This is a genomic window from Streptomyces sp. NPDC111520 (assembly GCF_055635295.1).
Map to the genome: position 1 here is coordinate 431,875 of NZ_JBVKBW010000008.1, position 26,806 is coordinate 458,680.

Genomic DNA, 26,806 nt, shown 5'->3' on the forward strand with positions numbered 1-26,806 from the left:
CAGGACCGCGTGGAGGGCGTCGACGTCGGCGCGGACGCGCCGCGGGTCGAGGTCCATGCCAGGCCGTGCTCGGCGACGGCCTTCTCGTGGATGAGTTCGCGGACGTAGCCGGGGGCGGGGACGTGCTCCAGCAGCGTCGGCAGGTGCGCCTCGACGGCGCCCGTGCGCATCAGGTGGATGCCGGTCAGCAGCACCCTGAAGGTGTAGAGCAGCGGCTTGAGTTCGCCGGTCTTCTCGTACAGCTCCCACTGGGTACGGGCGAAGCCCCGGTAGTGGTGGGCGTGGTGGCCGGTGATGACGCCGGGCGCGAGGTCGACCAGCTGGGCGTGGACGCCGCTGGTGTGCACCACGAGCGGGGACAGCAGCTGCTCCAGCACGTAGCCGTTGCGCCGCAGCATGAGCCGGGCGAACTTCAGCAGGTCGTGGGTGACCAGGTCGAGTTCGAGGCCGTCCTGCTGCCACATGCGGGTCTGGGTCTCCTCGCCCTCCCGCAGCCCTATCAGGTCGGCCAGCGGGAGGAGGTGGACACCGCGCAGGTCCACGTCCGAGTCACGGGACGGGAAGCCGTACAGGTGCGCACCGGAGACGGTGGCGAACAGCAACGGGTGTCCCTGCTGGGCGAGGTCCGGGGTGAGTTCGGGCAGCCCGGCCCCGCGCAGGCGTTCGGCGTGGATGGTCATGGCGCCATCCTTCCCGGAACGGCACCTTCCGGGAAAGTCCTTATCCCGGGAGCAGCCGCAGAGCGGCCGGAGGCCGGCCGGTCGCCGGGCCCGGGACGCCGGTCCGCCACGGGAGGCGGACCGGGCCCGTACCGTCGGGGTGCGGACGGCTCAGAGGTCGACCTCGCGCATCAGCATGCCCACCTCGGTGTTGGTGAGCCGCCGCAGCCAGCCCGACTTCTGGTCGCCGAGCGCGATCGGGCCGAAGCTGGTGCGGACCAGCTTGTCGACCGGGAAGCCCGCCTCGGCGAGCATGCGGCGCACGATGTGCTTGCGGCCCTCGTGCAGGGTGACCTCGACCAGGTAGTTCTTGCCGGTCTGCTGCACGACGCGGAAGCTGTCGGCGCGGGCGTAGCCGTCCTCCAGCTGGATGCCGTTCTTCAGCTGCTTGCCGATGTCGCGCGGCAGCACACCGTTGATCGCGGCGAGGTAGGTCTTCTGCACGCCGTAGCGGGGGTGGGTGAGGCGGTGGGCCAGCTCGCCGTGGTTGGTGAGCAGGATGATGCCCTCGGTCTCGGTGTCCAGCCGCCCCACGTGGAAGAGCCGGGTCTCGCGGTTGGTGACGTAGTCCCCGAGGCACTGGCGGCCCTCGGGGTCCTCCATCGTGGAGACGACGCCGGCCGGCTTGTTCAGGGCGAAGAACAGGTACGACTGCGTGGCGACGGTCAGCCCGTCGACGCGCACCTCGTCCTTGTCGGGGTCCACCCGCAGGCCCTGTTCGGTGACGATCTTGCCGTTCACCTCGACGCGGCGCTGCTCGATCAGCTCCTCGCACGCGCGGCGCGAGCCCATGCCCGCCCTCGCCAGCACCTTCTGCAGGCGTTCGCCCTCCTGCTCCGCGCCGGGGAAGGTCTTGGGCAGGTTCAGCTTGGGCTTGCTGTGCCGCTCGCGGTTGCGCTCCTCGATCTGGGCGTCCAGCTCGCGCGGGCGCGCGGGCGCGGACTTGCGGGGCTTGCCGGACGCGCCGCCCGGCTTGCCGCCGGTGCCGCGCTTGGCGGCTCCCCCCGGTGCGCCGGAGCCCCCGGAGCCGCCGGACCCACCGGCGCCGCCGCCGACGTCGTAGCGGCGCTCCTCCGGACGGGGCCGGCGCGCGCGCTTCTGCTGGTCGTCGCGCTCGTTGCCGGCACCCCGGTAGTTCCGGTTGCCACCGCTGTTCCTGCCGCTGCCGCTGCTGCTTCGCATCAAGTTTCCGTCGTCGAGTCCGGGTCGAATGAGGGGACGCCCTCCAGGGAGTCCGCCTCGACGGCGTCCGCCTCCGGGAGGAACGGGGCGAGCTCGGGCAGCTCGTCCAGGCCGCGCAGGCCCATCCGCTCCAGGAAGTAGTTCGTCGTCCTGTACAGGATCGCACCTGTCTCGGCTTCCGTCCCACACTCCTCCACCAGACCCCGCTGCAGAAGGGTGCGCATCACGCCGTCGCAGTTGACCCCGCGCACCGCGGAGACCCGCGAACGGCTGACCGGCTGCCGGTACGCGACGACCGCCAGCGTCTCCAGCGCGGCCTGGGTGAGCCGGGCCTGCTGGCCGTCCAGGACGAACTTCTCCACGGCCGCGGCGTACGCGGGCCGGGTGTAGAAGCGCCAGCCGCCGGCGATCAGCCGCAGGTCGAAGCCGCGGCCCTGGGCGGCGTACTCCTCCGCGAGGTCGTGCAGGGCGGTGGCGATCTCCCGGCGCGGGCGCTCCAGCACCTTGGACAGGGTCTCCTCGGTGACGGGCTCGTCCACGACCATCAGGACCGCCTCCAGGGCGGGCCGCAGCTCCAGCCCCGCCACGGACAGCAACCCCGCGGGCGCACCGCCGGCCGTCCCTACGGTCCCTTCGACCGTCTCGGGCGCCTCGGACGCCGGCTCGGTCACTCCGGTCACCTCCGTCACGTCAGCCATCCTTCCCGTCCTTCGCGGCGGCGGGCGCCTGGTCGAATTCGTCGGTGACCAGCGGCTGGTCCGGCGCCGCCGCGCCGCCCGTCCAGCGGACCTGGAGCGTACCGAGGGCCTCCTCCTGGTCGAGCGCCACCGCCTTCTCCCGGTAGAGCTCCAGCAGGGCCAGGAAGCGCGCCACGACCGTCAAGGTGTCGGGGGCGTCGAAGGTGAGCTCCTGGAAGCTCGCCTCGCCGCGCTCCCGCAGCATCGCGACGACGTGCTCGGCCTGCTCGCGGACGCTCACCAGCGGCGCGTGGATGTGGTCCACGTACACCTGCGGCTTCGGCTTCGGCTGCATCGCCTTGACGGCGAGCTGCGCGAAGCGCTCCGGCCCGATGCTCAGCACCACCTCGGGCAGCAGTTCGGCGTGCTGCGGCTCCAGCCCCACGGTGCGCGGGTGGTGCAGCGCCTCGGCCTCCAGGCGCTCGGCGAAGATCGCGGCGATCCGCTTGTACGCGCGGTACTGCAGCAGCCGGGCGAAGAGCAGGTCCCGGGCCTCCAGCAGGGCGAGGTCCTCCTCGTCCTCCACCTCGGCGGCGGGCAGCAGGCGGGCGGCCTTCAGGTCCAGCAGGGTCGCCGCGACGACCAGGAACTCCGTGGTCTGGTCCAGGTCCCAGTCGGGTCCCATGGCGCGGATGTACGCCATGAACTCGTCCGTCACCTTGGAGAGGGCGACCTCGGTGACGTCGAGCTTGTGCTTGGAGATCAGCTGCAGCAGCAGGTCGAAGGGACCCTCGAAGTTCGCCAGCCGGACGGTGAAGCGGCCGTCGTTCGCGGCGCCGCCGTCCTCGTCCCCGGGCTCGCCCCCGTCGGCCGGCTCGCCCGCGTCCGCCGGCTCGTCGGTGGCGGGCGGCTCCCCGGCCTCCGGTGCGGGCGGCGGGTCGGCGACGAGCAAAGGTCCCACGGGTTCCGGGGCGGTCTCCGCCACGGCTTCGGCGACGGCGGGCGGCGGCACCGGGGACGTGGTGTGGCCGGGATCACCTGCCCCGTCGCCCGCGCCCGGGCCGTCCACGCCCTCCTCGGCCGCGGCAGGGGGCGGCACGGGGCTCGCGCCGGGGCCGCGGCCGAGGAGGCGGCGGGAGCGCTGCGGGCTGGCGGTGTCGTCGGGGGGCATGGGGGTCCAGGTGGTGCTGACGGGGCCGTACGGAGGACGGCACCGTATCGCGCGGAGCGTGTCAGCGGCCGCGCAGGCGGCGTACGAGGATGCTCGCGTCGCCGCGGGACTCGAGGTCGGCCAGGACCACCGCGACCGCCTCGCGGACGATCCGCCCGCGGTCGACGGCGAGCCCGTGCTCCCCGCGCAGCACGAGGCGGGCGTGCTCGAGGTCCATCAGCTCCTCGGCGGAGACGTAGACGGTGATCTTCTCGTCGTGGCGCTCGCGCCCGCTGGGCCGTCTGGGAGCCCGTCCGGACTTGCGGCGCGGCTGCGGTGGCTGGGGCGGCTGCGGGGCCGCCTGGGGGCCCGTGGAGCCCGTTCCGGGGGCCTGCAGGCCGCGCCGTACGGGCGGACCGGACGGACCCGCCTGTTCCGGGACGGAGCGGGCCGCGGGGGCCGGCGGGGCGCCGGGGTCGGCGGCGGTGTCCCGTCCGCCGTGCTCGGCCGCCTCGGAGGGCGTCGCGGACTCGCTGACCGGCGCCTCCTCCGCCGCCGGCTCCTCGGCGGGGGCCGGCACCTGCCGCAGCGGGCGTTCGCCGGGGGCCGCGGGGTCCGAGCCCGGGCCCGCGCCGGGAGTCTCGCCGTTGGCGTGCTGCCGCGGCGCCGGGGACTGGAGCCCCCGTCCCCCCGTCGTGCGGAACAGTTCGTCGGCCCCCGGGAGACTCACTCGGCGTGACACCGGGCGAGCACCTCCCTGGCGAGCTGGCGATAGGCGGCGGCGCCCACCGAGTTGGAGGCGTAGGTGGTGATCGGCTCACCGGCGACCGTGGTCTCCGGGAAGCGGACGGTCCGTCCGATGACGGTGTGGTAGACGTGGTCGTCGAAGGCCTCGACGACGCGCGCCAGCACCTCGCGGCTGTGCACGGTCCGCGAGTCGTACATCGTGGCGAGGATGCCGTCCAGCTCCAGCTCGGGGTTGAGCCGTTCCCTGACCTTCTCGATGGTCTCGGTGAGCAGTGCGACTCCGCGCAGCGCGAAGAACTCGCACTCCAGCGGGACGATCACCTGGTGGGCCGCGGTCAGGGCGTTGACCGTCAGCAGGCCGAGCGACGGCTGGCAGTCGATGATGACGTAGTCGTAGTCGGGCAGCAGCGGCTTCAACGCGCGTTGCAGCGACGACTCCCGGGCCACCTCGCTGACCAACTGGACTTCCGCGGCGGACAGGTCGATGTTGCTGGGCAGCAGGTCCATGCCGGGCACCGCGGTCTTCAGCAGCACCTCGTCGGCCGAGAGCCCGCGCTCCATCAGCAAGTTGTAGACCGTGACGTCCAGTTCCATCGGGTTGACGCCGAGGCCGACGGAGAGCGCGCCCTGCGGGTCGAAGTCGACCAGGAGGACGCGGCGGCCGTACTCGGCGAGCGCGGCACCCAGGTTGATGGTCGAGGTCGTCTTGCCGACGCCGCCCTTCTGGTTGCACATCGCGATGATCTTCGCCGGGCCGTGGTCCGTCAGCGGGCCGGGGATCGGGAAGTACGGCAAGGGGCGGCCGGTGGGGCCCACGCGCTCACGGCGCTGGCGCGCCGCGTCGGGTGCGAGGGTGGCCGCGTACTCGGGGTCGGGTTCGTACTCCGCGTCGGGGTCGTAGAACTGACCGTCCTGCAGCTCTTCTTCGTATTGGGCCATGGGGTTCGCGTAGCGCGTCTCGTTGTCTGTGCCGGGCCTGCGCGCCTCGAACGTCCGGACGGCCACCGAGGCCACCGGTCCGAGTCGTGCGGAACCGTCGGTCTGCACGGTCATTCCTGGCTGACCACCCCCGGGAGCAAATGTCGACTCATTCACAAGTCGTCTTACCTCCTTGGTGACCAGGAAACTTCTCAATAGGTCAGCGTTGCAGCATGCCGACGGTTGGCGACTCTATGGCGTGTCGGTGGTTCACAGCAACACAATCCACCGGACACGGCACGATGTGTCGGCAACCGAACGTCTCGCTGTCAAGGGTGTAACGACGACGCCGGGGATGTTTCGCGGGGGGACGAATCGGCAAAACAGTATGGTTCCACGCGAACGGCCGGGCCTTGGGACTCAAGACCCGGCCGTGCGTACCGGATTGGCGACAAGTTGACGCCAACGCGAAAAATCGATCAATCGATGAGGCGGCCGTCAGCCGAGGACGGTGCCGAGGTCCACCGCGTCCAGGCCGTGCGCCTCGGCGACCGGGCCGTAGACGACCTGGCCCTCGTGGGTGTTGAGGCCCTTGGCGAGCGCGGCGTCCCGGCGCAGCGCCTCGCGCCAGCCGCGGTTGGCGAGTTCGACGATGTAGGGCAGCGTCGCGTTGGTGAGCGCGTAGGTGGAGGTGTTCGGCACCGCGCCCGGCATGTTGGCGACGCAGTAGAAGACCGAGTCGTGCACCGCGAAGGTCGGCTCGGCGTGCGTGGTGGGACGGGAGTCCTCGAAGCAGCCGCCCTGGTCGATGGCGATGTCGACGAGCACCGAGCCCGGCTTCATGCGCGAGACCAGCTCGTTGGTGACGAGCTTGGGGGCCTTGGCACCCGGGATGAGGACCGCGCCGATGACGAGGTCGGCCTCGAGGACGGCCTTCTCCAGCTCGAAGGCGTTGGAGACGATGGTCTGCACCTTGGTGCCGAAGATCTTGTCGGCCTCGCGCAGCTTGTTGATGTCCCGGTCGAGCAGGGTGACGTGGAAGCCCATGCCGACGGCGATCTGCGTGGCGTTCCAGCCGGAGACGCCGCCGCCGATGACGACGGCCTTGGCCGGGGCCACACCCGGGACGCCGCCGGGGAGCACGCCGCGGCCGCCGGCCGAGCGCATCAGGTGGTACGCGCCGACCTGCGGGGCGAGCCGGCCGGCCACCTCGGACATCGGGGCGAGCAGCGGCAGCTGGCGGTTGGCGAGCTCGACGGTCTCGTAGGCGATCGCGGTGGTGCCGGACTCCAGCAGCGCGTCGGTGCACTCGCGGGACGCGGCCAGGTGCAGGTAGGTGAAGAGGGTCTGGTCCTTGCGGAGCCGGTGGTACTCCTCCGCGATCGGCTCCTTGACCTTCAGCACCAGGTCGGCGACGGCCCACACCTCGTCGGCGGTCGGGAGGATCGTCGCGCCGGCGGAGACGTACTCCCCGTCCGGGATGGACGAGCCGACGCCGGCGTCCTGCTCGACGAACACCTCGTGGCCGCCGCGGACGAGCTCGTGCACGCCGGCGGGGGTGATGGCCACGCGGAACTCGTTGTTCTTGACCTCGCGGGGGATGCCGACCTTCACGTCGATCACGGTCCTGTTCACGGGAGTGGAGGGTTTCTAGCAGGTCTTCGGACATGTCGCCCGATGACGGGGTACGTCGGACCTGACCGCGATGTTCTGCGGTGCGACCAAGTGTAGTGAAGGAAGAGTCACTGTCCAGCCTTACAAAGTGACTACTTTCAGCGAAGGCATCGGCAGTTTCGTAGGTACAGCTCGCTCTCGGCGCGATCTGAGGTGCCCCAGCGGGCCCTCGGCCCCGGAAACAGGGGCCCTCAGTCCTCCTCCGGCTGCGGAATCTCCTCGGCCGGCAGCAGCCGCCGCGCGGCGGCCCGCTGCAACCGGGCGCCCGCGGGGTCCCCCAGCCGGTCGAGGGTGTCGGCCATCCGCAGCAGCACCGCGCCCTCCAGTCGCCGTTCCTTGGCCTGCCGGGCCCAGTACAGGGCGTCACGGCAGGTCCGCAGCGCGTCCTCCGGGTGCCCCGCGTACTCCTGGACCCGGGCCACCTCGCTGAGCGCCCGGGCCTGCGCGGGCAGGTCCTTCAGCCGCCGGTGCGCGGCGGCCGCGGCACGCCACTCGCGCAGCGCGTTGCCGTAGTGGCCGGCGTAGGTGAACAGGGCGCCGAGCCGGGCGTGCAGCCGCGCCTGGTGGACGAGCTCGCCGCGGGCCTGCCGCAGGGCCAGCGCCCGGCCGTACCAGTCGGAGGCCCGCTGCGGGTCGTCCAGCTCCAGGTAGGTCCCGGCGATGGCCTCCAGCGCGCGGCCCTCGGCATCCCCGTCGTACGCCTCCCGGGAGGCGACCAGCGCGGCCCGGTAGCGGTCGAGGGCGTCCAGCGGGCGGACCGCCTCGACGTCCAGGTCGCCGATGTTCAGCAGGGCCGCCGCCTTCTCCCGGTGCAGTCCGCGCCGCTCGGCGACGTCCAGCACCAGGTGGTGGAGCCGGTAGCGCTCCGGCGCCGTCGCGCCGCCGTCGGGGTCCGCGGCCAGGGCGCGCACGAGCGCGGCCATCAGGCGGCGGGCCAGGGTGTCCAGGTCGCCGTCCGCGACCGCCAGCCGAGCGGCGGCCAGCAGGACCGGCAGCCGCATCCGCAGCCACCCCGCCGCGACCGGACGGCCGGGGAAGCGCAGGGACTTGGGCAGCCCGTCGGGCTCCTCTTCGCCCTCCAGGCACATCCGGCACGCGTGCAGCAGCCGTACCGTGCGCTCCAGCATCCTGGCGCGGGCGAGCTGCACCTCGGACGCTTTCTCCGTGCCCTCCAGCAGCGCCCGCAGCGGCGGGGTGAGCCAGCCCGGCACCCGGTACTGCGCCGGCAGCTCGCCGAAGACCGGCTCGGGGTGCAGCAGCCCGCAGGCGGCCAGGTCCGCCAGCGTGGCCTGCGCGGCCTCGACCGAGCAGCCGCCCAGCGCGGAGGCGGTGTGCGCGTCGGTCAGGCCCGAGGGGGCGAGCGCGAGCAGCCGCAGCATCCGGGACACGGCGGGCGAGAGCGCCCCGTACACGAAACGGAAGGCGCGCAGCAGCTCCGGCGCGGGAGTGGCACGCGGGGTGGACGCCGCGGTGGCGCTCCCCTTCTCCTTCGCCGCCCCGGTCCCGTCGGCCTCCCGTGCGCCGCCGGCCGCCTTCGCCGCGGGCTCGCCCGGAGCGCCCGCCCGGCGCAGCACCCGTGCCTGCCCGTCCGCGGCCAGACCGCGCAACGCCTCCGGCAGCGGGCCGCTGCCCGTGCGGTGCCCGACGTCCGCGCGGAGCATGCCGTTGCCGCGGGTGGCCGCGCCGCCGTCGGACGCCGCGTTCGCGGCCACCGGCTCGCCGGCGTCGGCGTGCAGCCTGCGGGTGGCCTCGGCGACGGGGGTGCGGGGCTGCGCGGCGAGCCAGGCGGCGACGAGCCGCAGCGCCCCGGGGTGCCCGCCGCACTCCTGGACCAGGCCCTCCGCGGCCCGCGGGTCGTTGGTGATCCGCACCCGCCCGACCGCCTCGGTCAGCAGGTCCACGCAGGCCGCCGGGTCCAGCCCGCCCAGGGTGCACGGGCGTACGTCGTGGACGCCGGGCAGCGGCCCCTCGGCCGTGGCCACCAGCAAGTTCCCCGAGCCCCTGGGCAACAGGTCGAGCAGCTGCCGGGAGTCGACGACGTCGTCCAGGACGAGGACGGCCTTGCGCCCGTTCAGGGCGGTGCGCAGTGCGGCGAGCAGCTCCTCGGGCTCCGCGGCCGGCTCGGCCTCCACGTCCATCGCGCGCAGCAGGTCGCGGGCGGACTGCTCGGGCGGCACCGGACGGCCGTCGTTCTCGCTGAGCCGTACGTAGAACTGACCGCCGGGGTAGCGGTCGGCCACCTCGTGGGCGAGCCGCACGGCCAGCGCCGTGCGTCCCGAGCCCGGCCGGCCGGCCACGAGCAGGACACGACTGCCGTCGGGCGTCTGGCCGCGCAGGGCGGCCAGGCCCGGCCGGTCGATGTCGGCGCGCAGTTCCTCGAGCTCGCGGCGGCGGCCGACGAAACCCGGCAGGCCGGGGGGCAGCGTGCCGTGTGCCGGGGTCTGTGACGCCGGCTCCCACGGGCCGTCGTCAGAGGCCGCCGCCGATGCGTCGGCGTCCAGCACGTGATCCGCCACGGGCCCACTCCCGTTCTCCTACGAACGGCAAGAGCCTAGTTCACGGTGGGGGTCCAACCCCCGTACGCGACGCGGCGGATCCGGCCAATGATCACCCTCTCGGACGATCGGATGGTCAGACCGAACCGATCACGCGGAGAACGGTCGCGCGGGCCACTCGGCCTCGGCCGGGCGCAGCGCCTCCAGGCCGTCCCCGGCCCGGGCGGCCTGCAACGACAGCACTCCGACCACGAGGCAGTTGTTGTGCAGCTCGCCCGCGAGGACCCCGCGGACCAGCTCCTGCACCGGCACGCGCGCGGACTCCATGTCGGCCTCTTCCTCCGACACCTCGAAGCGCTCGCCCTCCACCTCGGACAGGCCCCGGGCCAGGAAGATCCGCACGGCCTCGTCGCAGCCGCCGGGCGTGGTGTACACGTCCGTGAGCACCCGCCAGTCCTCGGCCTTGACGTGCGCCTCCTCGTACAGCTCGCGCTGGGCGGCGTGCAGCGGGTTCTCGCCGGGGACGTCGAGGAGCCCGGCGGGGATCTCCCACAGCTTCATCCGCACGGGGTGGCGGTACTGCTTGAGGACCAGGACCCGGTCCTGGTCGTCGAGGGCGAGCACGGCCACCGAGCCCGGGTGGACCTGGTAGTCGCGCCGGGCGACGCTGCCGTCGGGCATGACGACGTCGTCGGTGCGGACGCCGGTCTTCTTCCCGGTGAAGGGGGTGGCGGTGGCGGTGACCCGCCACTGCTCGGGGGTGTCCTTCAGCATGGTGCCCTCCGTACGCGGTGCAGGGGGCGGCCCGTTCGCCGGCCCGCCCCCGCAACCGTACCGATCAACCCTTGAGGCGCTCGACGGCGGCCGCGACCAGTCCCGCGAACAGGGGGTGCGGACGGGTCGGGCGGGACTTGAGCTCGGGGTGCGCCTGGGTGGCCACCAGGTACGGGTGCACGTCGCGGGGGTACTCGACGTACTCGACCAGGGTGTTGTCCGGGGAGGTGCCGGAGAACAGCAGGCCGGCCTTCTTCTCCAGCTCGCCGCGGTAGGCGTTGTTCACCTCGTAGCGGTGGCGGTGCCGCTCCTCGACGTAGGGCTCGCCGCCGTAGACCTCGCGGACGATGGAGCCTTCGGCGAGCTTCGCCGGGTACAGGCCCAGCCGCATGGTGCCGCCGAGGTCGCCCTGGCCGGCCACGATGTCGAGCTGCTCGGCCATGGTGGAGATCACCGGGTGCGCTGTGGCGGGGTCGAACTCGGTCGAGTTGGCGTCCGGGATGCCGGCCAGGCCGCGGGCCGCCTCGATGACCACGCACTGCAGGCCCAGGCACAGGCCGAGCAGCGGGATGCGGTTCTCCCGGGCGTAGGTGATCGCCGAGACCTTGCCCTCCACGCCGCGGTCGCCGAAGCCGCCGGGGATGCAGACCGCGTCCACGTCGCCGAGCTGACGGGCGGCGCCCGCCGGGGTCTTGCACTCGTCCGAGGTCACCCACTTGATGTTGACCTTGGCGTTGTTGGCGAAGCCGCCGGCGCGCAGCGCCTCGGTCACCGACAGGTAGGCGTCGGGCAGGTCGATGTACTTGCCGACGAGCGCGACCTTCACCTCGTGCTCGGGCTGGTGGACCCGGCCCAGCAGGTCGTCCCACTCCGTCCAGTCGACGTCGCGGAACGGCAGGTTCAGCTTGCGGACGACGTAGGCGTCCAGGCCCTCGGTGTGCAGCACCTTGGGGATGTCGTAGATCGACGGGGCGTCGATGGCGGCGACCACCGCCTCCTCGTCCACGTCGCACATCAGCGAGATCTTGCGCTTGATGGACGTCGGCACGTCGCGGTCGGCGCGCAGCACGATCGCGTCGGGCTGGATGCCGATGCTGCGCAGCGCCGCGACCGAGTGCTGCGTCGGCTTGGTCTTCAGCTCGCCGGAGGGGCCGATGTACGGCAGCAGCGAGATGTGCATCACGAAGACGTTGTCCCGGCCCACCTCGTGCCGGACCTGGCGGACGGACTCCAGGAAGGGCAGCGACTCGATGTCGCCCACGGTGCCGCCGACCTCGGTGATCACCACGTCCACGTCCTCGGTCGCCATGCGCCGGATGCGGGACTTGATCTCGTTGGTGATGTGCGGGATGACCTGCACGGTGTCGCCCAGGTACTCGCCGCGCCGCTCCTTGGCGATCACCGAGGAGTAGATCTGGCCGGTGGTGACGTTGGCCGAGCCGGCGAGGTTCACGTCCAGGAAGCGCTCGTAGTGGCCGATGTCCAGGTCGGTCTCGGCGCCGTCGTCCGTGACGAACACCTCACCGTGCTGGAAGGGGTTCATCGTGCCCGGGTCCACGTTGAGGTACGGGTCGAGCTTCTGCATGGTGACGCGCAGACCCCGGGCCTTCAGCAGGGCGCCGAGGCTGGAGGCGGTCAGGCCCTTGCCGAGCGAGGAGGCGACACCCCCCGTGACGAAGAGGTGCTTGGTCGTCGTGGATTTGGGCGGCAGTGCCAACAGGGGGCTCCCGTGGTCGCGAGGTGGTGGTCGGGACGGCACCATGGTGGTGAAGAGGGGTGTCGTCGCGGCGGTTCAGTGGTTCAGCCCACCGGCCCACGGGCTACCAGGGTATCAGTGACGCGCACCAGACGGTGCGGGCGGCTCTCTGACGAAAAACGAGGCCACCGGGACTTTGGTACGACAAAATGCACCCGACCGGCCCAGCGGGTGCGGTCGTCGCTTCCGCACAGCCCGCGTTGACGTCGTATCCTGCTCGGACACATCGATTCGATGCGAGTGAACCGGCACGGCACTACCCCGCCCGCTCCCGGGAAAGAGCTCGTCGACAGATCCACAGACCGCAATCACCGCCCCAGTCCCACGGGGCGCCGCCGTCGTTCGACTGGGAGACCTACGTGGCCGGGCGTATCGAGGATTACGCACTCATCGGCGATATGCAGACCGCCGCCCTGGTGTGCCGGGACGGCACGGTCGACTGGCTGTGCCTGCCCCGCTTCGACTCCCCCGCGATCTTCGCGGGCCTGCTCGGCACGGAGGAGCACGGGTACTGGCGGCTCGGTCCCGCCCACGCGAACGGCACCCGGCCCCCGGCCGCCACCCGCCGCCGCTACCGGGGCGACTCCCTGGTGCTGGAGTCCGAGTGGGACACCCCCCGCGGCACGGTCCGTGTGATCGACTTCATGCCGCCGCGTGACGGCGCCCCCCAGCTGATCCGGATCGTCGAGGGCGTCAGCGGCCGGGTGCCGATGCGGTCCGCGCTGCGCATGCGCTTCAGCTACGGCTGGGTCGTGCCCTGGGTGCACAAGGTGGGCGAGCGCACCGTCGCCGTCGCCGGCCCCGACTCCGTCTGGCACGACACCGACGTCGAGACGTACGGCAAGGACCTCACCACCTACGCGGACTTCACGGTGTCGCCCGGCGACCGCATCGCCTTCACCATCAGCTGGCAGCCCTCGCACAAGGAGCCGCCCCCGCTGGCCGAGCCCGAGGCCTCGCTGGAGGCCACCGAGGACTTCTGGCGCGAGTGGGTCGCCCAGTGCACCTACCACGGCCCCTACCGGGACGCCGTGGTCCGCTCCCTGATCACGCTCAAGGCCCTGACGTACGGGCCGACCGGCGGCATCGTCGCCGCCCCCACCACCTCCCTCCCGGAGGACATCGGCGGCGTCCGCAACTGGGACTACCGCTTCACCTGGCTCCGCGACGCGGCGATCACCCTGTCCTCCCTGCTGCGCACCGGCTACCGGGACGAGGCCCGTGCCTGGCGCGAGTGGCTGCTGCGCGCGGTCGCCGGCGACCCCGAGAACCTGCAGATCATGTACGGCATCGCCGGCGAGCGCGAGCTCGGCGAGACGGAGCTGGACTGGCTGCCCGGCTACGAGGGTTCGATCCCGGTCCGGGTCGGCAACGGCGCGGCCCACCAGCTGCAGCTCGACGTCTACGGCGAGGTCACCGAGGCCCTGCACCTGGCGCACATGACGGGCCTGGCCCGCAACGACTACGCCTCGCTGCTGCAGATCCGGCTCATCCAGTACCTGGAGGACCACTGGGACGAGCCGGACGAGGGCATCTGGGAGGTCCGCGGCCCGCGCCGGCACTTCGTCCACTCCAAGGTCATGGCCTGGGTCGCCGTCGACCGCACCGTCAAGCTCATCGAGTCCGGCGAGGTCGACGGGCCGCTGGAGCGCTGGCGCGAACTGCGCGACGAGATCCACCGCGACGTGTGCGAGAAGGGCTACGACAAGGAACGCAACACCTTCACGCAGTCCTACGGCTCGCGCGAGCTGGACGCCTCCCTGCTGCTCATCCCCCAGGTGGGCTTCCTGCCGCCGGACGACAAGCGCGTGATCGGCACCATCGAGGCGATCCAGCGGGAGCTGTCCACCGAGGACGGCTTCGTGCTGCGCTACCCGACCGACGCCCCTCCCGGCGGCGAGAACCTCGACGGCCTCCCCGGTGACGAGGGCGCCTTCCTCGCGTGCTCGTTCTGGCTCGCCGACGACCTCGCCATGATCGGCCGGGTCGACGAGGCCCGCAGGCTCTTCGAGAAGCTGCTCGCGCTCCGCAACGACCTCGGCCTGCTCGCCGAGGAGTGGGACCCGCGACTGCAGCGGCAGGTCGGCAACTTCCCGCAGGCGTTCAGCCATGTGCCGCTGATCGACACGGCGCTGCGGCTCACCGCGAGCGGCGCGTACGGCGGCTGACGGCGGGGCCGCCGCCCCCGGCGGCCCTCAGCAGGAGGTCAACTCGTCGTAGATGCTGAGCACTTGGGCGACCGTGTCATCCTCGGTCGGCCAGGTGGCGGCCTGCGCGGGACCGGCGGCGGCGAGCCCCGCACGCCGCGCCGGGTCCGCCAGCAGACGCGTGACGGTGTCGGCGAGCGTCTTCGGATTGCCGTACGGCACCAGCACCGCGGCCTCGCCGACGAGTTCGGCCGTACCGCCGACGGAGGTCGCCACCAGCGGCGCCCCCGCGTGCAGCGCCTCCTGCGCGGTCAGCGAGCGCGCCTCCCAGCGCGACGGCAGCACCACCACGTCGGCGGCGGCGAGGAGTTCGGGCACGTCGTCACGGCGGCCGAGCAGCCGCACCGGCAGTTCCTCGGCGTCGATCCGCTCCTGCAGCTCCGTACGCAGCGAGCCCTCGCCCGCGACGATCAGCAGGGGCGCCGGCTCCAGCCCCGCCCAGCCGTGGGCCGCGTCCAGCAGCAGGTGGTAGCCCTTGCGCGGCTCCAGGCGGCCCACCGCGAGCAGCAACGGACGCTCCCCCACGGCAAATTCGTCCCGGGACTTCTGCCGGCGCCGCTCCGCCTCCGCCGCCGCCTCCGCGGACGGCGCGACCCTCGGCGGAGCCGGCACCCCGATCGGCCCGAGCCGGGCGTCGCGGGCCCCCGCCGAACGGGCCCGGTCCACCAGGTCCGAGGAGGCGCCCAGCACCACCGCCGCCGCCCGCGCCACCCGGCGCTCCAGCAGCCGCAGCACCCGCCCGCGCGCGCCCTCGGCCAGCACCGCGCCGTGCCAGGTCACCACCAGCGGCGTACGACGCCCGCTCAGCGCCATCGTGGCCAGCAGCGCGGCCCGCAGCCCGTGCGCGTGCACCACGTCCGCTCCGGCGCACGCCGCCCGCAGGGCCGTCACCACCGCCGCGTCCGCCCTCGGCTGCGAGCGCCGCGTGATCTCGACCGGGGCGAACCTCGCGCCCGCCGCGCCGAATCCGTACCGCTCCTCGGCCTCGCCCGGCCCGCAGACGGTCACCTGCACACCGCGCGCCACCAAACCGCCCGCCACGGAGGCGACATGGGCCCGCGCCGTCTCGCCCAGCACGTGGACGGCGTGCAGCTGCCCGTGCAAGGGGCTCGGTGAACTGCTCACGCGGGGTAGGACTCCTGACTCGGCATCGTGGGAAGGGCGGCGGGTCCGCTCCCTCAAGGATGCCAGGCCGATAGGCCATCCAGGGAGCGATGCCCCGCCCCCACCCGGCCACACGTACGCGGGACCACCCTTACGAGTGCCCTCGGCTCCCCCATCACGCCGACCCCGCCCCCGTAAGCCGGGGTACCCGCCGTCGGCCGTGGCATCCGCGCGCGCCGGGGCGGCGCCTCCGGCGCACCCGCCCACGCGGACACCCGGAACCCCCCTCCGGGCACGGCGGCCGCCCACCCGTCGCCGCGCGCGCCCCAGGACGGCGAGCCCACCGCGGTCCGACCAGCGACGGCGACACCCGCCTCCCCCGCAACCCCCTGGACCCCCGGCGACCCTGGCACCCGGAATCCACTCCGGGGCACGGCGGCCACCCACCCGTCGCCGGCCGCACCACAGAACGGCGGGGCCCACCGCGAGCCGGCCGCGGACCGACAGGCGACGGTGACACTCGGAACCCCGGGACGGGCTCGGTGGCCACCAACCCGCCACCACGCGCCCCAGGACGGCGAGGCCCACCGCAGGCCGGCCGGCGACGCGGACGCCCGCCTCTCCCGCAACGCTGAGCCCCCTCGGGGCCCCCGGCGACCGTGGCACCGGAACCCACTCCGGGGCACGGCGGCCACCCACCCGTCGCCGGCCGCACCACAGAACGGCCAGGCCCACCCCGAGCCGGCCGCGGACCGACCCGCGACGGTGACACTCGGAACCCCCTCCGGAACCCCGGACGGGCACACCGAGGACGGCGGTCGCCCAGCCGTCACCGGGCCCGGCATTCACACGCCCCGGCCGCGCCTCGAAACGGCCAGGCTCACCGCGAGCCGGCCACGGACCGACCGGCAACGACGGCACCCGGACCCGCTCCGGCAGCCCTCGGACGACGAGACGGGCACCCCGTCACACCGGGGACGGCGGTCGCCCACCCGTCGCCGGCGACGAGCCGCACCGCGGCCCGCGCACGCGGTGACCGGCGCGCCTTCAGGGCACAGAGGCTGGGCACGATGCGGCGTACCCCGTCCTGGGGCGCGTCAGCGCGCGTCAGCGGGCTTCGCGGGCCGCCGCCAGCAGTTCCTCCGCGTGGGCGCGGCCAAGTTCCGAGTCCTCCAGGCCGGCGAGCATCCGCGACAGCTCGCGCACCCGTTCCTCGCCCTCCAGCACGCGCACCCCGCTCCGCGTCACCGACCCGTCGTTGGTCTTCTCCACCAGCAACTGCCGGTCCGCGAACGCGGCCACCTGCGGAAGGTGCGTGACGACCACGACCTGCGCGCTGCGCGCCAGCTTCGCCAGGCGCCGGCCGACCTCGACCGCCGCCTTGCCGCCGACGCCCGCGTCGACCTCGTCGAACAGGTACGTCGGCACCGGGTCCGACCCGGCGAAGACGACCTCCACGGCGAGCATCACGCGGGACAGCTCGCCGCCGGACGCGCCCTTGGCGATGGGCCGGGGCGGGGCGCCGGGGTGGGGCGCGAGCTGCAGCTCGACCTCGTCCGCGCCGGTCGCGCCGAAGGCCACCCGGCGGCCGCCGACCTCGATGCCCTCCTCGTCCGCCGTCTGCCGGAGGGCGACGCTGACGCGGGCGTGCGGCATGGCGAGCTGCGCGAGCTCCGCCGTGACGGCCGCGGCGAAGCGTTCCGCCGCCTCCGTCCGCGCGTCGGTGAGGGCCTGGGCGAGGTCGCCGAGCTCGGCGCGCAGCGCGTCGCGCTCGGCCGTGAGCTCATCGATCCGCTCGTCGTCGCCGTCCAGCTCGCCGAGCCGGGCCGCGCCCTGCTCTGCCCAGGCCAGGACGGCGTCGATCGTCTCCCCGTACTTGCGGGTGAGGTGGGCGAGGACGGCCCGCCGCTCCTCCACCGCCGCGAGGCGCCGCGGATCGGCGTCCAGGTCGTCGGCGTACCCGGCGAGTTCACCGGCGACGTCGCCGAGGAGGATGCCGATCTCCCCGATCCGGTCCGCGAGCGCGGCCAGCGCCGGGTCGTGCGAGCGGACGGCGTCGAGCGCGCGCTGGGCGCCCGCGACGAGCATGCCCGCGTCGACGCCCTCGGGGTCCTCGGGGTTCCCCGCGAGCGCGGCGTGCGCCAGGGTCGCGGCCGAGGCGAGCGCCTCGGCGTGGCCCAGCCGCTCCGCCTCGGCGGCCAGGTCGGCGTCCTCGCCGGGCAGCGGCTCGGCGGCGGCGACCTCCTCCAGGCCGAAGCGCAGCAGGTCCGCCTCCTGGGCCCGCTCGCGGGCCCGCGTGGTCAGCTCGTCCAGCTCGCCCGCGACCTCGCGCACCCGCCGGTAGGCGGCCGCGTACTTGGCCAGCGGCACGGCCACGGCGTCGCCCGCGTACCGGTCCAGCGCCTCGCGCTGGCGGGCCGGCCGCAGCAGTCCCTGCTGGTCGGTCTGGCCGTGGACGGCTACCAGCTCGTCCGCCAGCTCGCCCAGCAGCCCCACGGGGACGGAGCGCCCGCCCACGAAGGCCCTGGAACGCCCCTCCGCCGAGACGGTACGGCTGAGCAGCAGTGCGCCGTCGTCCAGCTCGGCGCCGGCCTCCTCGGCCCGCACCGCGGCGGGCGCGCCCGCGTCCAGCGTGATCCGTCCCTCGACGGACGCCGATTTCGTCCCGATCCGGACCAGGCCGGGATCGGCACGGCCGCCCAGCAGCAGCCCGAGGCTCGTGACGACCATGGTCTTGCCCGCGCCGGTCTCACCGGTCACCGCGGTGAAGCCGGGCGACAGCTCCACCACGGCGTCCTCGATGACTCCCAGCGACCGGATCCGCATCTCCTCCAACACGGATACGACCATACGAGGTTTGCGGGCCGCCGCGCGACGGGCCTCACCCCTGAGGGGAAACTCAGTGCGGCGCGCCCCGCCAGCCCGCCACCGGCAGCGCGAACTTCGCGACCAGCCGATCGGTGAAGGAGGCGTGGTGGAGCCGTGCCAGCCGGACCGGCACCGCCCCCCTCCGGACCTCCACCCGGGCCCCGGCCGGCAGGTCCACCGAGCGCCGCCCGTCGCACCAGAGCACGCCGTGCGGGGTCTTCGGCTGCACCTCCACCGCCAGCACCGAGCGCGGCGAGGTCACCAGCGGCTTCGCGAAGAGCGCGTGCGCGCTGATCGGCACCATCAGCAGCGCCTCGACCTCGGGCCAGACCACCGGCCCGCCGGCCGAGAAGGCGTACGCGGTCGACCCCGTCGGGGTCGCCATCACCACCCCGTCGCCGCCGAAGCGGGAGACCGGGCGGCCGTCGACCTCCGTCACGACCTCCAGCAGCCGCTCGCGCGCCTGCTTCTCCACCGACGCCTCGTTCAGCGCCCAGTCGGTGTGGACGACCCGGCCGTCGTTGCGCACCAGGACGTCGATCGTCATGCGCTCCTCGACCTCGTAGTCGCGGGTGACCACCCGGTCGACGACCTTGTCCAGGTCGTCGCGCTCGGCCTCCGCGAGGAAGCCGACCCGGCCCAGGTTGACCCCGAGCATCGGCACCCCGGAGGCGCGGGCGAACTCCGCGCCGCGCAGCAGCGTGCCGTCACCGCCCAGGACGACGATCAGCTCGCAGTCCGCGACGGTGTCCGGTCCGATCTCCTGCACCCGCTGCACCGCGCCGTTCCCCGGCAGCGTCAGCTCCTCGGCCTCCTCGGCCAGCACCCGGACGCCGATGCCGCAGCGCTTGAGTCCCTGGACCACCCGCTCGGCGCTGCGGATGGCCGCCGGCCGCCCGGTGTGCGCCAGCAGGAAGACGGTGCGTCCGGACGTCCCGTGCACCTCGTGCGTCTCGTTCGTCTCGCTCAACGGGGCCCCTCCGCCACAGCGCGGTCGACATCCGCCGGGTCCAGTTCGGGCGCCCCGGCGCGCAGCCACAGAAAGTACTCCACATTCCCCGACGGTCCCGGCAACGGGCTCGCGGTCACGCCCAGCACCCCCAGTCCCAGTCCGGCCGCCTGCCCGGCGACCTGTCGTACGGCCTCTGCGCGCAGTTCGGGGCTGCGGACGACCCCGCCGCTGCCCAGTCGCTCCTTGCCCACCTCGAACTGCGGCTTGACCATCAGGACCAGGTCCGCGTCGGGCGCGGCGCAGCGTACGAGGGCGGGCAGGACGAGCCCGAGCGGGATGAAGGACAGGTCGCCGACGACAAGGTCCACCGGCTCGTCGTCGATCTGCTCGAGCGTCAACTCGCGCACGTTGGTACGGTCCTTCACGGTGACGCGTTCATCGCTCTGCAGCGACCACGCGAGCTGCCCGTAGCCGACGTCGACGGCGACGACGCGCGCCGCGCCACCGCGCAGCAGGACGTCGGTGAAACCGCCCGTCGAGGCCCCGGCGTCCAGCGCGCGGCGCCCCTCGACGAGCAGCCCACGGGGCACGAACGCCGCCAGCGCGCCGGCCAGCTTGTGGCCGCCGCGGGAGACGTAGTCCGGGTCCGACTCGTCCTTGGTCACGACGAGCGCGGCGCTGGTCTCCACCTGTGTGGCGGACTTCGTCGCGGTCGTCCCGCCCACGGTCACCCGGCCGGCGGCGATCAGCTGCCCGGCGTGTTCCCGCGAGCGGGCGAGGTTCCGGCGCACCAGCTCGGCGTCGAGTCGGCGTCGTGCCACGTGAGGTTCAGCTCCTGTTGTCGTCGTCGAGTCTCGTGAGCGTGTCGCGCAGCCCACGGTGTACATCCTCGTACACCTCGACGTGGTCCTCGGTGGGAAGCAGGTCGGCGTCCTGCAGGCGGACAAGGACGGCGTCCACCTCGGTATTCCCCGTCGCCTCCAGCACGACCCCCAGTGGACGCGGCCCCGTTCCGGCGGCCTCCGCCGCGAGGGCCGCCGGCGCGGGCCCGGCCTCCGGTCCGGGCGCGTGTGCCGCGCCCTCGGGCCCCGTCTCAGTCACGGCCCTTCGCCTCCTGCGTGCGGGGGGCCGCCGTCTTCTTCGCGGTCGTGGCCTTCTTCGCGGGGGTGGCCTTCTTGGCGGTCGCCGTCTTCTTGGCCGGGGTGGTCTTCTTGGCGGTCGCCGTCTTCTTGGCCGGGGTGGCCTTCTTGGCGGTCGCCGTCTTCTTGGCCGGGGTGGCGGCAGCGGTGCCGGACGCCGCGGCCGTCTTCTTCGCGGGGACCGCCTTCTTGGCCGGGGCGGCCTTCCTGGCGGCCGCCGTCTTCTTCGCGGGCGCGGCGGCGGTCGTGCTCTTCACGGCCGGGGCCGCCTTCTTCGCCGTGGACGCCCCGCCGGAAGCGGTCGCCTTCTTCGCCGGGGCCGCCTTCTTCGCGGGGGCGGTCTTCCTCGCGGCAGGCGCCGCCTTCTTGGCCGCGGGCGCCTTCGCCGGAGCGGCGTTCTTACGGGCGACCGGCGCGGGCGCGGCCTCGGCCGCCTCCGGAGCCGCAGGAGTCGCGGGAGTCGCGGGAGTCGCGGGGACCTCAGGAGTCGCGGGCGCCTTCCCCGGGGCGGCGTTCTTACGGGCGACCGGCGCGGGCGCGGCCGCGTACCCGTCGACCGGCACGTGCTCCACCGGCGGCTGCGGCGGCACGTACAGACCGGGGTCCGGCTCCTCGTCCGCCAGGTCCGCCACGGCCGGCTCCCGGTCGCCGTCCTCCAGGTTGCGGATGCGGCGCTCCAGGGCCTCCAGGACGACACCGACCTTGGTGACCTCGTCCGCCAGCCGGCCGACCCGGCTCATCGCCTTGTCGATCTCCTCGCGGATGAGCCCCACGAGCAGGTCGCGGTTGGCCCGTCCCGACGCCATCAGCTCGTCCGCGAGCGACTGCACCTCGGGCGGGATGCGCTCGCCGATGCTCCGCTGGACCGCGTCGACGTCTATCCCGGTCTGGTCGAGCAGTTCCCTCGCCGCTCCGACCGCCCGTCGCCGGGTGGCCTCGGTCAGGCCGCCCGCGATCTGCAGACAGGTCCGCAACGCGTCCCGCATACGCCTCACTCCTCGCCTTCGCCAGTTCCCAGACTTCGTCGGTCACGACGCTACCGCCTATGGCGCCGCATCTCCCCGACGGTGGGCTGCGGTACCGTCGATCAGCACCAGCACCACCCGACGTCCGAACGGGAGACGCACCGCCCATGGCGACCATCGAGGAGTGCCGCAGCGCGCTCGAGCGGCTGTCCGAGAACCTCGCCAGGACCGAGGGGGACCTGCGCAGCGCGGCCGCGCTCGACCGGTCGCTCAGCTGCCGCATCACCGACCTCGACGTCACCTTCGTGGGACGTCTGGTGGACGGCAGCATCCAGGACGTGGTCACCGTGCAGGGCCCGCCGGCCGAACGCGCCGAGATAAGGCTCACCATGGCCGGTGACGACCTCGTCGCGCTCGTCGACGGCAGGCTGCACTTCGCGAAGGCCTGGGGCAGCGGCCGGGTCAAGCTGGAGGCGGGCTTCCGCGACCTGCTGCGGCTGCGCAAGCTCCTCTAGGGCCTGCCTAGAGCCCCAGCCGGTCGAGCGCCTTCCCCGCGTCCAGGTCGCAGGAGCCGTCCCCGGCCCGGGTCCAGGCCGCCGCGCACAGCGCCCGCAGCCCGTCCATGGGTTCGCCCGGGCGCTCGCCCTCGCCCTCGCCGGCAGGGTCGAGCAGCAGCGCCCCGTCGCGCACCGAGGCGGTCCAGCCCCCGCAGCGGTACGCGCCCCCGCCGGCGTCCGTGACCTCGGGCTGCGGGGTGAGCAGCCCGCGCAGGTCCGCGTCCACGTAGGTGGGCCGGTGCTGCGGCGGGGCCGCGAGCAGCAGAGCCGGCGTGGTGACCCCGGTCAGCACCAGCAGCGAGTCGACGCCGCCCGCGTGGGCGCCCTCGATGTCCGTGTCGAGCCGGTCGCCGACCACCAGCGGCCGCCGCGCCCCGGTCCTGATGACCGTCTCGCGGTGCATGGGCGGCAACGGCTTGCCCGCGACCTGCGGGTCGCCGCCGGTCGCGATCCGCACGACCTCGACGAGCGCGCCGTTCCCCGGTGCCGTGCCGCGCGCGGTCGGGATCGTCAGATCGGTGTTGGACGCGAACCACGGCACGCCGCGGTTGACCGCGTACGCGGCCTCGGCGAGCTGCCCCCAGCCCACCTCGGGCGAGTAGCCCTGCACCACCGCGGCGGGGTCGTCGTCGGCCGAGTCGACCGGCTGGAGCCCGCGTTCGCGCAGCGCCTCCACGAGTCCCTCACCGCCGATCGCGAGCACCCGCGCGCCCGCCGGGACCTGATCCGCGATCAGTCGCGCCACCGCCTGCGCGGAGGTGATGACCTCTCCGGCCTCGGCCGGCACGCCGAGCCGCGTCAGGTGCTCGGCGACGGTCTGCGGCGTGCGGGCCGCGTTGTTGGTGACGTACGCCAGCCGCATGCCGTGCGCCCGCGCCGCGCCGAGCGACTCGACGGCGTGCGCGATCGCGTCACCACCCGCATAGACCACTCCGTCGAGGTCGAGCAGGGCCGTGTCGTACGCCTGGTCAAGCGGGCTCTCGCTGCCGGCCGGGCCGGTCCGGTGGTTCATCGGGCGGTCGCTCCTCGTATGTCGTCGATCACTCGGCACACTTCGCGGACATGACCCGCGTAGCATGCCCGGATGAACGATTCCGGACCCGCTGTACGGGGCCTGCGGCTGGCGCCGTTCCGCGCGCTCCGCTACGTCCCCGAGCGGGTCGGCAGCCTGGCCGCGGTCACCTCGCCACCGTACGACGTCGTCGTCCGGCCCGAGGGACAGCGGCACCTGGAGACAGCCGACCCGCACAACGTCGTGCGGCTCATCCTGCCCACCGCCGAGCCCCCGGACGGCCGGCACCGCAAGGCCGCCTGGGCGCTGTTCCAATGGCAGGAGGAGGGCGTCCTGGCCCTCGACCCCAAGCCCGCCCTGTACGTGTACGAGCAGCGGGAGGGCGATCAGGTGCAGCGCGGCCTGATCGGCGCCCTGCGGCTGACCCCGCCGGAGGAGCGGATCGTGCTGCCGCACGAGGACGTGATGCCGGGCCCGGTCGCCGACCGCGCGGCCCTCATGCGCGCCACCGCCGCCAACCTCGAGCCGCTGCTGCTGGCGTACCAGGGCAACGACGGCGAGGCGGCCGAGGTCGTCGAACGCGCCGTCGCGGAGCCGCCCTTGCTCGCGACGACGACCGAGGACGGCATACAGCACCGGCTGTGGGCGATCACCGACCCGCCGGCGATCGCGGCGGTCGACGCCGACCTGTCCCGGCACCAGGCCGTCATCGCCGACGGCCACCACCGCTGGGCCACCTACCTGCTGCTGCAGGCCGAGCACGAGGCCCCGAGCCCGTGGGACTACGGCCTGGTGCTGCTCGTCGACACCACTCGCTACCCGCTGCGGGTCCGCGCCATCCACCGCGTGCTGCCGCAACTGCCGGTCGCACGGGCCGTCGAGGCCGCCCGCGACTCCTTCCGCGTACGGGAGCTGCCCGGCCCCCTGCCGGAGGCCCTGGCCGCCCTGGCGGCCGCCGCGGCCGAGGGCAACGCGTTCCTGCTCACCGGCGACGGCCGCTTCCACCTCCTGGACCGCCCGGACCCCGGTGCCCTCGACCGGGCCATCCCGCGCGACCGGCCCGACGCGTGGCGGCAGCTGGACGCCACCGTGCTGCACAGCCTGCTCCTGGACCGGATCTGGGAAGTACCCGACGCCCCCGAGCACATCCACTACATCCACGACACGGAGGCCGCGGTCGAGCGGGCCGAGCAGTTCGGCGGCACGGCCGTGCTCATCCACCCGGTGCGCGAGAGCGTCGTCCACGACCTCGCCAGGCAGGGCGTGACGATGCCGCGCAAGTCGACCTCGTTCGGCCCGAAGCCGGCGACCGGCCTGGTGCTGCGCAGCCTGGAGCTCGACGGCACCTGCGACTGATCCCGGCCCCGGACACCACGAAGGGCGGCATCCGCATGACGCGGATGCCGCCCTTCGTTCCGGCGATCAGCCCTCGGTGCGCTCGGAGGGCGACTTGAACGGGTCGTCGAGGAACGCCGTCGGGTCCGCCTCGTCGGTCAGGTCGACGTCCGGCTCGCCGGCGTCACCGGCCCCGGCGGTCTCGCGCGCCTCGCCGTCCCGGTGGGCGTCGTCCGCCTCGTCCTCGTCCTCGTCGTCCTCGTCGTCGGTCGCGTCGGAGTCCGCGTCATCCGGGGCGTCCGCGGCGACGACGCCGTCGCGATCCGCCACGGCCCCCTCGTCCGTCCCGTCCGTCCCGTCCGCCGCCGACTCCTCGTCGGCCTCCTCGTCCAGCACGTCCACGAAGGCCACGCCGTCCAGCTGCGCCAACCGGTCGGAGGCGTCCGTGGTGCCGCTCTGGTCCGCTTCCAGGGACTTGGCGAACCACTCGCGGGCCTCGTCCTCGCGACCCGCCGCGAGCAGCGCGTCGGCGTACGCGTAACGCAGCCGCGCCGTCCACGGGTGCACGGCGTTGGACGCCAGCTCGGGGCTCTGCAGGGTGACGACGGCCGCGTCGTTCTGGCCCATGTCACGCCGGGCACCGGCGGCCACCAGCCGCATCTCCACCTGGCCCGCGCGGTCCAGCTTGTGCACCTCCGGCGCACCCGCCATCTCCAGCGCGCGCTCCGGACGGCCCATGCCGCGCTCGCAGTCCGCCATGACCGGCCACAGGTCGACCGTGCCCGTCATCCGCCGGCAGGCACGGAACTCGGCCAACGCCTCGGCGTACCGCTCCGTGGCGTACGAGGCGAACCCGGCCGCCTCACGCACGGCGGCGACGCGGGACGCGAGCCGCAGCGCGACCCTGGAGTAGCCGTAGGCCAGTTCCGGGTCCTCGTCCAGCAGCCGGGCCACCATGACGAGGTTGCGCGCCACGTCCTCGGCGAGCGTCTTCGGCAGGCTCATGAGCTCCTGACGCACGCTGGGGTCGATCTCCTGGCCCGTGACGTCGTCCGGGATCGGCAGCCGCTTGACGGGCTCCCGCTCCTCACGGCGCTCGTCGCGGCCGCGGGTGTTCTCGAACCGCCCGCGCCCCTGCACGTACGGCCGGCGCCCGCCGCCCTGGCCCCGCTCGTCCTCCCGCCGCGGCCCGCGGGGACGCTCGTCCCTGCGGTCGTCACGACGGTAGCCGCCACGGTCGTCGTCCCGCCGCGGCCCACGGGGCCGGTCGTCCCGCCGGTCGTCGCGGGGACGGTCGTAGCGCGGGCGGTCGTCACGACGGAACCCACCACGGTCATCACGGCGGTCGTCACGCGGACGGTCATCACGAGGACGATCCTCACGAGGACGGTCATAACGCGGCCTGTCATCGCGACGGAACCCACCACGATCGTCACGCCGGTCATCGCGCGGACGATCCTCACGAGGACGGTCGTAACGGGGCCGGTCGTCACGACGGAACCCACCACGATCGTCACGCCGGTCATCCCGCGGACGGTCGTAGCGCGGGCGGTCGTCACGACGGAACCCACCACGATCGTCACGCCGGTCGTCACGCGGACGATCCTCACGAGGACGGTCGGTACGCGGGCGGTCGTCACGGGGGCGGTCGGTACGCGGGCGGTCGTCACGACGGTAACCGCCGCGGTCGTCACGCGGACGGTCATCGCGGGGACGGTCGTAGCGCGGCCTGTCATCGCGACGGAACCCACCACGATCGTCACGACGGTCATCGCGCGGACGATCCTCACGGGGACGGTCGTAGCGCGGCCGGTCGTCACGACGGAACCCACCACGATCGTCACGACGGTCATCCCGCCGGTCATCACGAGGACGCTCATCGCGGGGACGGTCGGTACGCGGGCGGTCGTCACGACGGAACCCACCGCGGTCGTCACGCCGGTCATCGCGACCCCGGTCCTCGTACCGTCCGCGCGGACGGTCGTCGGGACGGCGGTAACCGCCGCCGCCGGCTCGGTCGCCTTCGCGCCGGGGGCCGCCGCTGCGGTATCCACCCCGGTCGCCGCCCTGGCGCGGAGCGCGCCGCTCAGGCCGATCCGGCCGTTCCTCGGGCGAGTTGGACATCGACGTGACTCCTGTCGTTCGTACTGCTGTAGTGCCAGTCTCTCGTACCAGTCCGCGAGCTGCGCACCACGCCAAAAACAAAAAGACCCTCGGTCCCAGCGCTTTGGCCAGGACCGAGGGTCCATAAAGATTGTTCGGCGGCGTCCTACTCTCCCACAGGGTCCCCCCTGCAGTACCATCGGCGCTGAAAGGCTTAGCTTCCGGGTTCGAAATGTAACCGGGCGTTTCCCTAACGCTATGACCACCGAAACACCATCGGGTGTTAGGCGAACAAGCACACTTTTCAGTTAAGTGACTGGTTCAACCGGTGCGACCGTTCGCAACCCGGGAACCAAACAGTGGACGCGAGCATCTGAGGACAAGCCCTCGGCTTATTAGTACCGGTCAGCTCCACCCATTACTGGGCTTCCACATCCGGCCTATCAACCCAGTCGTCTACTGGGAGCCTTAA

Annotated in this window: 20 protein-coding genes, 2 rRNA genes and 2 pseudogenes; 3 read left to right on the forward strand and 21 right to left on the reverse strand. The window is 73.5% G+C overall.

Annotation, left to right across the window (positions count from 1 at the left end):
* Nucleotides 1-125 precede the first annotated feature (125 nt).
* The 10 genes and pseudogenes from ACZ7MY_RS21900 to pyrG form a co-directional block, all read right to left on the reverse strand.
* Nucleotides 126-680 (reverse strand): annotated as a pseudogene (locus ACZ7MY_RS21900) (nucleotidyltransferase domain-containing protein); the annotation flags it as partial.
* Nucleotides 681-830: 150 nt separating this feature from the next.
* Entirely contained in the window at nucleotides 831-1,901 is a 1,071-nt protein-coding gene (locus ACZ7MY_RS21905; RefSeq protein WP_499603842.1) for a pseudouridine synthase, read from the reverse strand.
* Entirely contained in the window at nucleotides 1,901-2,599 is a 699-nt protein-coding gene (gene scpB, locus ACZ7MY_RS21910; protein ID WP_499603844.1) for an SMC-Scp complex subunit ScpB, read from the reverse strand. Before scpB ends, ACZ7MY_RS21905 begins: the two co-directional genes overlap by 1 nt.
* The gene (locus ACZ7MY_RS21915; RefSeq protein ID WP_499603845.1) at nucleotides 2,592-3,749 is read right to left on the reverse strand and encodes a segregation and condensation protein A; all 1,158 of its coding nucleotides are present in this window, start codon (nucleotides 3,747-3,749) and stop codon (nucleotides 2,592-2,594) included. Before ACZ7MY_RS21915 ends, scpB begins: the two co-directional genes overlap by 8 nt.
* A 61-nt stretch (nucleotides 3,750-3,810) precedes the next feature.
* The gene (locus ACZ7MY_RS21920) at nucleotides 3,811-4,458 is read right to left on the reverse strand and encodes a hypothetical protein (protein ID WP_499603847.1); all 648 of its coding nucleotides are present in this window, start codon (nucleotides 4,456-4,458) and stop codon (nucleotides 3,811-3,813) included.
* The gene (locus ACZ7MY_RS21925; protein WP_499603849.1) at nucleotides 4,455-5,528 is read right to left on the reverse strand and encodes a ParA family protein; all 1,074 of its coding nucleotides are present in this window, start codon (nucleotides 5,526-5,528) and stop codon (nucleotides 4,455-4,457) included. Before ACZ7MY_RS21925 ends, ACZ7MY_RS21920 begins: the two co-directional genes overlap by 4 nt.
* A 363-nt stretch (nucleotides 5,529-5,891) precedes the next feature.
* Nucleotides 5,892-7,007 (reverse strand): alanine dehydrogenase, encoded by a 1,116-nt coding sequence (gene ald / locus ACZ7MY_RS21930; RefSeq protein ID WP_499603903.1) that lies wholly within the window; start codon nucleotides 7,005-7,007, stop codon nucleotides 5,892-5,894.
* Between the two features lie 251 nt (nucleotides 7,008-7,258).
* Nucleotides 7,259-9,583, reverse strand: a complete 2,325-nt coding sequence (locus ACZ7MY_RS21935; protein WP_499603850.1) for an AAA family ATPase — start codon at nucleotides 9,581-9,583, stop codon at nucleotides 7,259-7,261.
* A 129-nt stretch (nucleotides 9,584-9,712) separates the two neighbouring features.
* The gene (locus ACZ7MY_RS21940; RefSeq protein ID WP_499603852.1) at nucleotides 9,713-10,336 is read right to left on the reverse strand and encodes an NUDIX domain-containing protein; all 624 of its coding nucleotides are present in this window, start codon (nucleotides 10,334-10,336) and stop codon (nucleotides 9,713-9,715) included.
* 64 nt (nucleotides 10,337-10,400) lie between these two features.
* Nucleotides 10,401-12,053, reverse strand: coding sequence for a CTP synthase (gene pyrG / locus ACZ7MY_RS21945; RefSeq protein ID WP_499603855.1), 1,653 nt, complete (start codon nucleotides 12,051-12,053; stop codon nucleotides 10,401-10,403).
* Between the two features lie 398 nt (nucleotides 12,054-12,451).
* Between pyrG and ACZ7MY_RS21950 the strand changes: the two genes are divergently transcribed.
* On the forward strand, nucleotides 12,452-14,260 hold the full coding sequence (locus ACZ7MY_RS21950) for a glycoside hydrolase family 15 protein (RefSeq protein WP_431967844.1): 1,809 nt from the start codon (nucleotides 12,452-12,454) through the stop codon (nucleotides 14,258-14,260).
* Nucleotides 14,261-14,287: 27 nt separating this feature from the next.
* On the opposite strand, the gene ACZ7MY_RS21955 is transcribed toward ACZ7MY_RS21950, so the two are convergent.
* From ACZ7MY_RS21955 to ACZ7MY_RS21980, 6 genes are all read right to left on the reverse strand, one after another.
* A complete protein-coding gene (locus ACZ7MY_RS21955) occupies nucleotides 14,288-15,424 on the reverse strand; it encodes a glycosyltransferase family 4 protein (protein WP_499603857.1) in 1,137 nt (378 codons plus the stop codon).
* Nucleotides 15,425-16,510: 1,086 nt separating this feature from the next.
* Complete coding sequence (gene recN, locus ACZ7MY_RS21960) at nucleotides 16,511-18,253, reverse strand: DNA repair protein RecN (RefSeq protein WP_499603860.1); 1,743 nt, start codon at nucleotides 18,251-18,253, stop codon at nucleotides 16,511-16,513.
* 49 nt (nucleotides 18,254-18,302) lie between these two features.
* Nucleotides 18,303-19,241 (reverse strand): NAD kinase, encoded by a 939-nt coding sequence (locus tag ACZ7MY_RS21965; protein ID WP_499603862.1) that lies wholly within the window; start codon nucleotides 19,239-19,241, stop codon nucleotides 18,303-18,305.
* Nucleotides 19,238-20,044 (reverse strand): TlyA family RNA methyltransferase, encoded by an 807-nt coding sequence (locus ACZ7MY_RS21970; RefSeq protein ID WP_499603864.1) that lies wholly within the window; start codon nucleotides 20,042-20,044, stop codon nucleotides 19,238-19,240. Before ACZ7MY_RS21970 ends, ACZ7MY_RS21965 begins: the two co-directional genes overlap by 4 nt.
* A 7-nt stretch (nucleotides 20,045-20,051) precedes the next feature.
* Nucleotides 20,052-20,324 carry a hypothetical protein gene (locus tag ACZ7MY_RS21975; protein WP_499603865.1) on the reverse strand — a complete coding sequence of 91 codons (273 nt, stop codon included), beginning with the start codon at nucleotides 20,322-20,324 and terminating at the stop codon, nucleotides 20,052-20,054.
* On the reverse strand, nucleotides 20,317-21,348 hold the full coding sequence (locus ACZ7MY_RS21980) for a histone (RefSeq protein WP_499603866.1): 1,032 nt from the start codon (nucleotides 21,346-21,348) through the stop codon (nucleotides 20,317-20,319). Before ACZ7MY_RS21980 ends, ACZ7MY_RS21975 begins: the two co-directional genes overlap by 8 nt.
* Nucleotides 21,349-21,494: 146 nt before the next feature.
* Here ACZ7MY_RS21980 and ACZ7MY_RS21985 point away from each other — a divergent pair, with 146 nt between their 5' ends.
* Nucleotides 21,495-21,842 (forward strand): sterol-binding protein, encoded by a 348-nt coding sequence (locus tag ACZ7MY_RS21985; RefSeq protein WP_499603868.1) that lies wholly within the window; start codon nucleotides 21,495-21,497, stop codon nucleotides 21,840-21,842.
* A 7-nt stretch (nucleotides 21,843-21,849) separates the two neighbouring features.
* On the opposite strand, the gene ACZ7MY_RS21990 is transcribed toward ACZ7MY_RS21985, so the two are convergent.
* Nucleotides 21,850-22,896 (reverse strand): HAD-IIA family hydrolase, encoded by a 1,047-nt coding sequence (locus ACZ7MY_RS21990; RefSeq protein ID WP_499603870.1) that lies wholly within the window; start codon nucleotides 22,894-22,896, stop codon nucleotides 21,850-21,852.
* A 72-nt stretch (nucleotides 22,897-22,968) separates the two neighbouring features.
* Between ACZ7MY_RS21990 and ACZ7MY_RS21995 the strand changes: the two genes are divergently transcribed.
* A complete protein-coding gene (locus ACZ7MY_RS21995) occupies nucleotides 22,969-24,252 on the forward strand; it encodes a DUF1015 domain-containing protein (protein WP_499603872.1) in 1,284 nt (427 codons plus the stop codon).
* A 126-nt stretch (nucleotides 24,253-24,378) separates the two neighbouring features.
* Here ACZ7MY_RS21995 and ACZ7MY_RS22000 read toward each other — a convergent pair.
* The 4 genes and pseudogenes from ACZ7MY_RS22000 to ACZ7MY_RS22015 form a co-directional block, all read right to left on the reverse strand.
* Nucleotides 24,379-25,251: pseudogene (locus tag ACZ7MY_RS22000) on the reverse strand (hypothetical protein); the annotation flags it as partial.
* Nucleotides 25,233-26,111 carry a hypothetical protein gene (locus ACZ7MY_RS22005; RefSeq protein ID WP_499603874.1) on the reverse strand — a complete coding sequence of 293 codons (879 nt, stop codon included), beginning with the start codon at nucleotides 26,109-26,111 and terminating at the stop codon, nucleotides 25,233-25,235. The pseudogene ACZ7MY_RS22000 and the gene ACZ7MY_RS22005, both read right to left, overlap by 19 nt.
* Nucleotides 26,112-26,487: 376 nt before the next feature.
* Nucleotides 26,488-26,604 (reverse strand): 5S ribosomal RNA (gene rrf, locus ACZ7MY_RS22010).
* A 105-nt stretch (nucleotides 26,605-26,709) separates the two neighbouring features.
* A 23S ribosomal RNA gene (locus tag ACZ7MY_RS22015) occupies nucleotides 26,710-26,806 on the reverse strand; the annotation flags it as partial.

Coding starts and splice junctions, on each gene's coding strand:
- ACZ7MY_RS21925 (WP_499603849.1), bottom strand. CDS start 5,528: ATGACCGTGCAGACCGACGGTTCCGCACGACTCGGACCGGTGGCCTCG.
- ACZ7MY_RS21980 (WP_499603866.1), bottom strand. CDS start 21,348: ATGCGGGACGCGTTGCGGACCTGTCTGCAGATCGCGGGCGGCCTGACC.
- recN (WP_499603860.1), bottom strand. CDS start 18,253: ATGGTCGTATCCGTGTTGGAGGAGATGCGGATCCGGTCGCTGGGAGTC.
- ACZ7MY_RS22005 (WP_499603874.1), bottom strand. CDS start 26,111: ATGAGCGTCCTCGTGATGACCGGCGGGATGACCGTCGTGACGATCGTG.
- ACZ7MY_RS21985 (WP_499603868.1), top strand. CDS start 21,495: ATGGCGACCATCGAGGAGTGCCGCAGCGCGCTCGAGCGGCTGTCCGAG.
- scpB (WP_499603844.1), bottom strand. CDS start 2,599: ATGGCTGACGTGACGGAGGTGACCGGAGTGACCGAGCCGGCGTCCGAG.
- ACZ7MY_RS21905 (WP_499603842.1), bottom strand. CDS start 1,901: ATGCGAAGCAGCAGCGGCAGCGGCAGGAACAGCGGTGGCAACCGGAAC.
- ACZ7MY_RS21915 (WP_499603845.1), bottom strand. CDS start 3,749: ATGCCCCCCGACGACACCGCCAGCCCGCAGCGCTCCCGCCGCCTCCTC.
- ACZ7MY_RS21990 (WP_499603870.1), bottom strand. CDS start 22,896: ATGAACCACCGGACCGGCCCGGCCGGCAGCGAGAGCCCGCTTGACCAG.
- ACZ7MY_RS21940 (WP_499603852.1), bottom strand. CDS start 10,336: ATGCTGAAGGACACCCCCGAGCAGTGGCGGGTCACCGCCACCGCCACC.
- ACZ7MY_RS21995 (WP_499603872.1), top strand. CDS start 22,969: ATGAACGATTCCGGACCCGCTGTACGGGGCCTGCGGCTGGCGCCGTTC.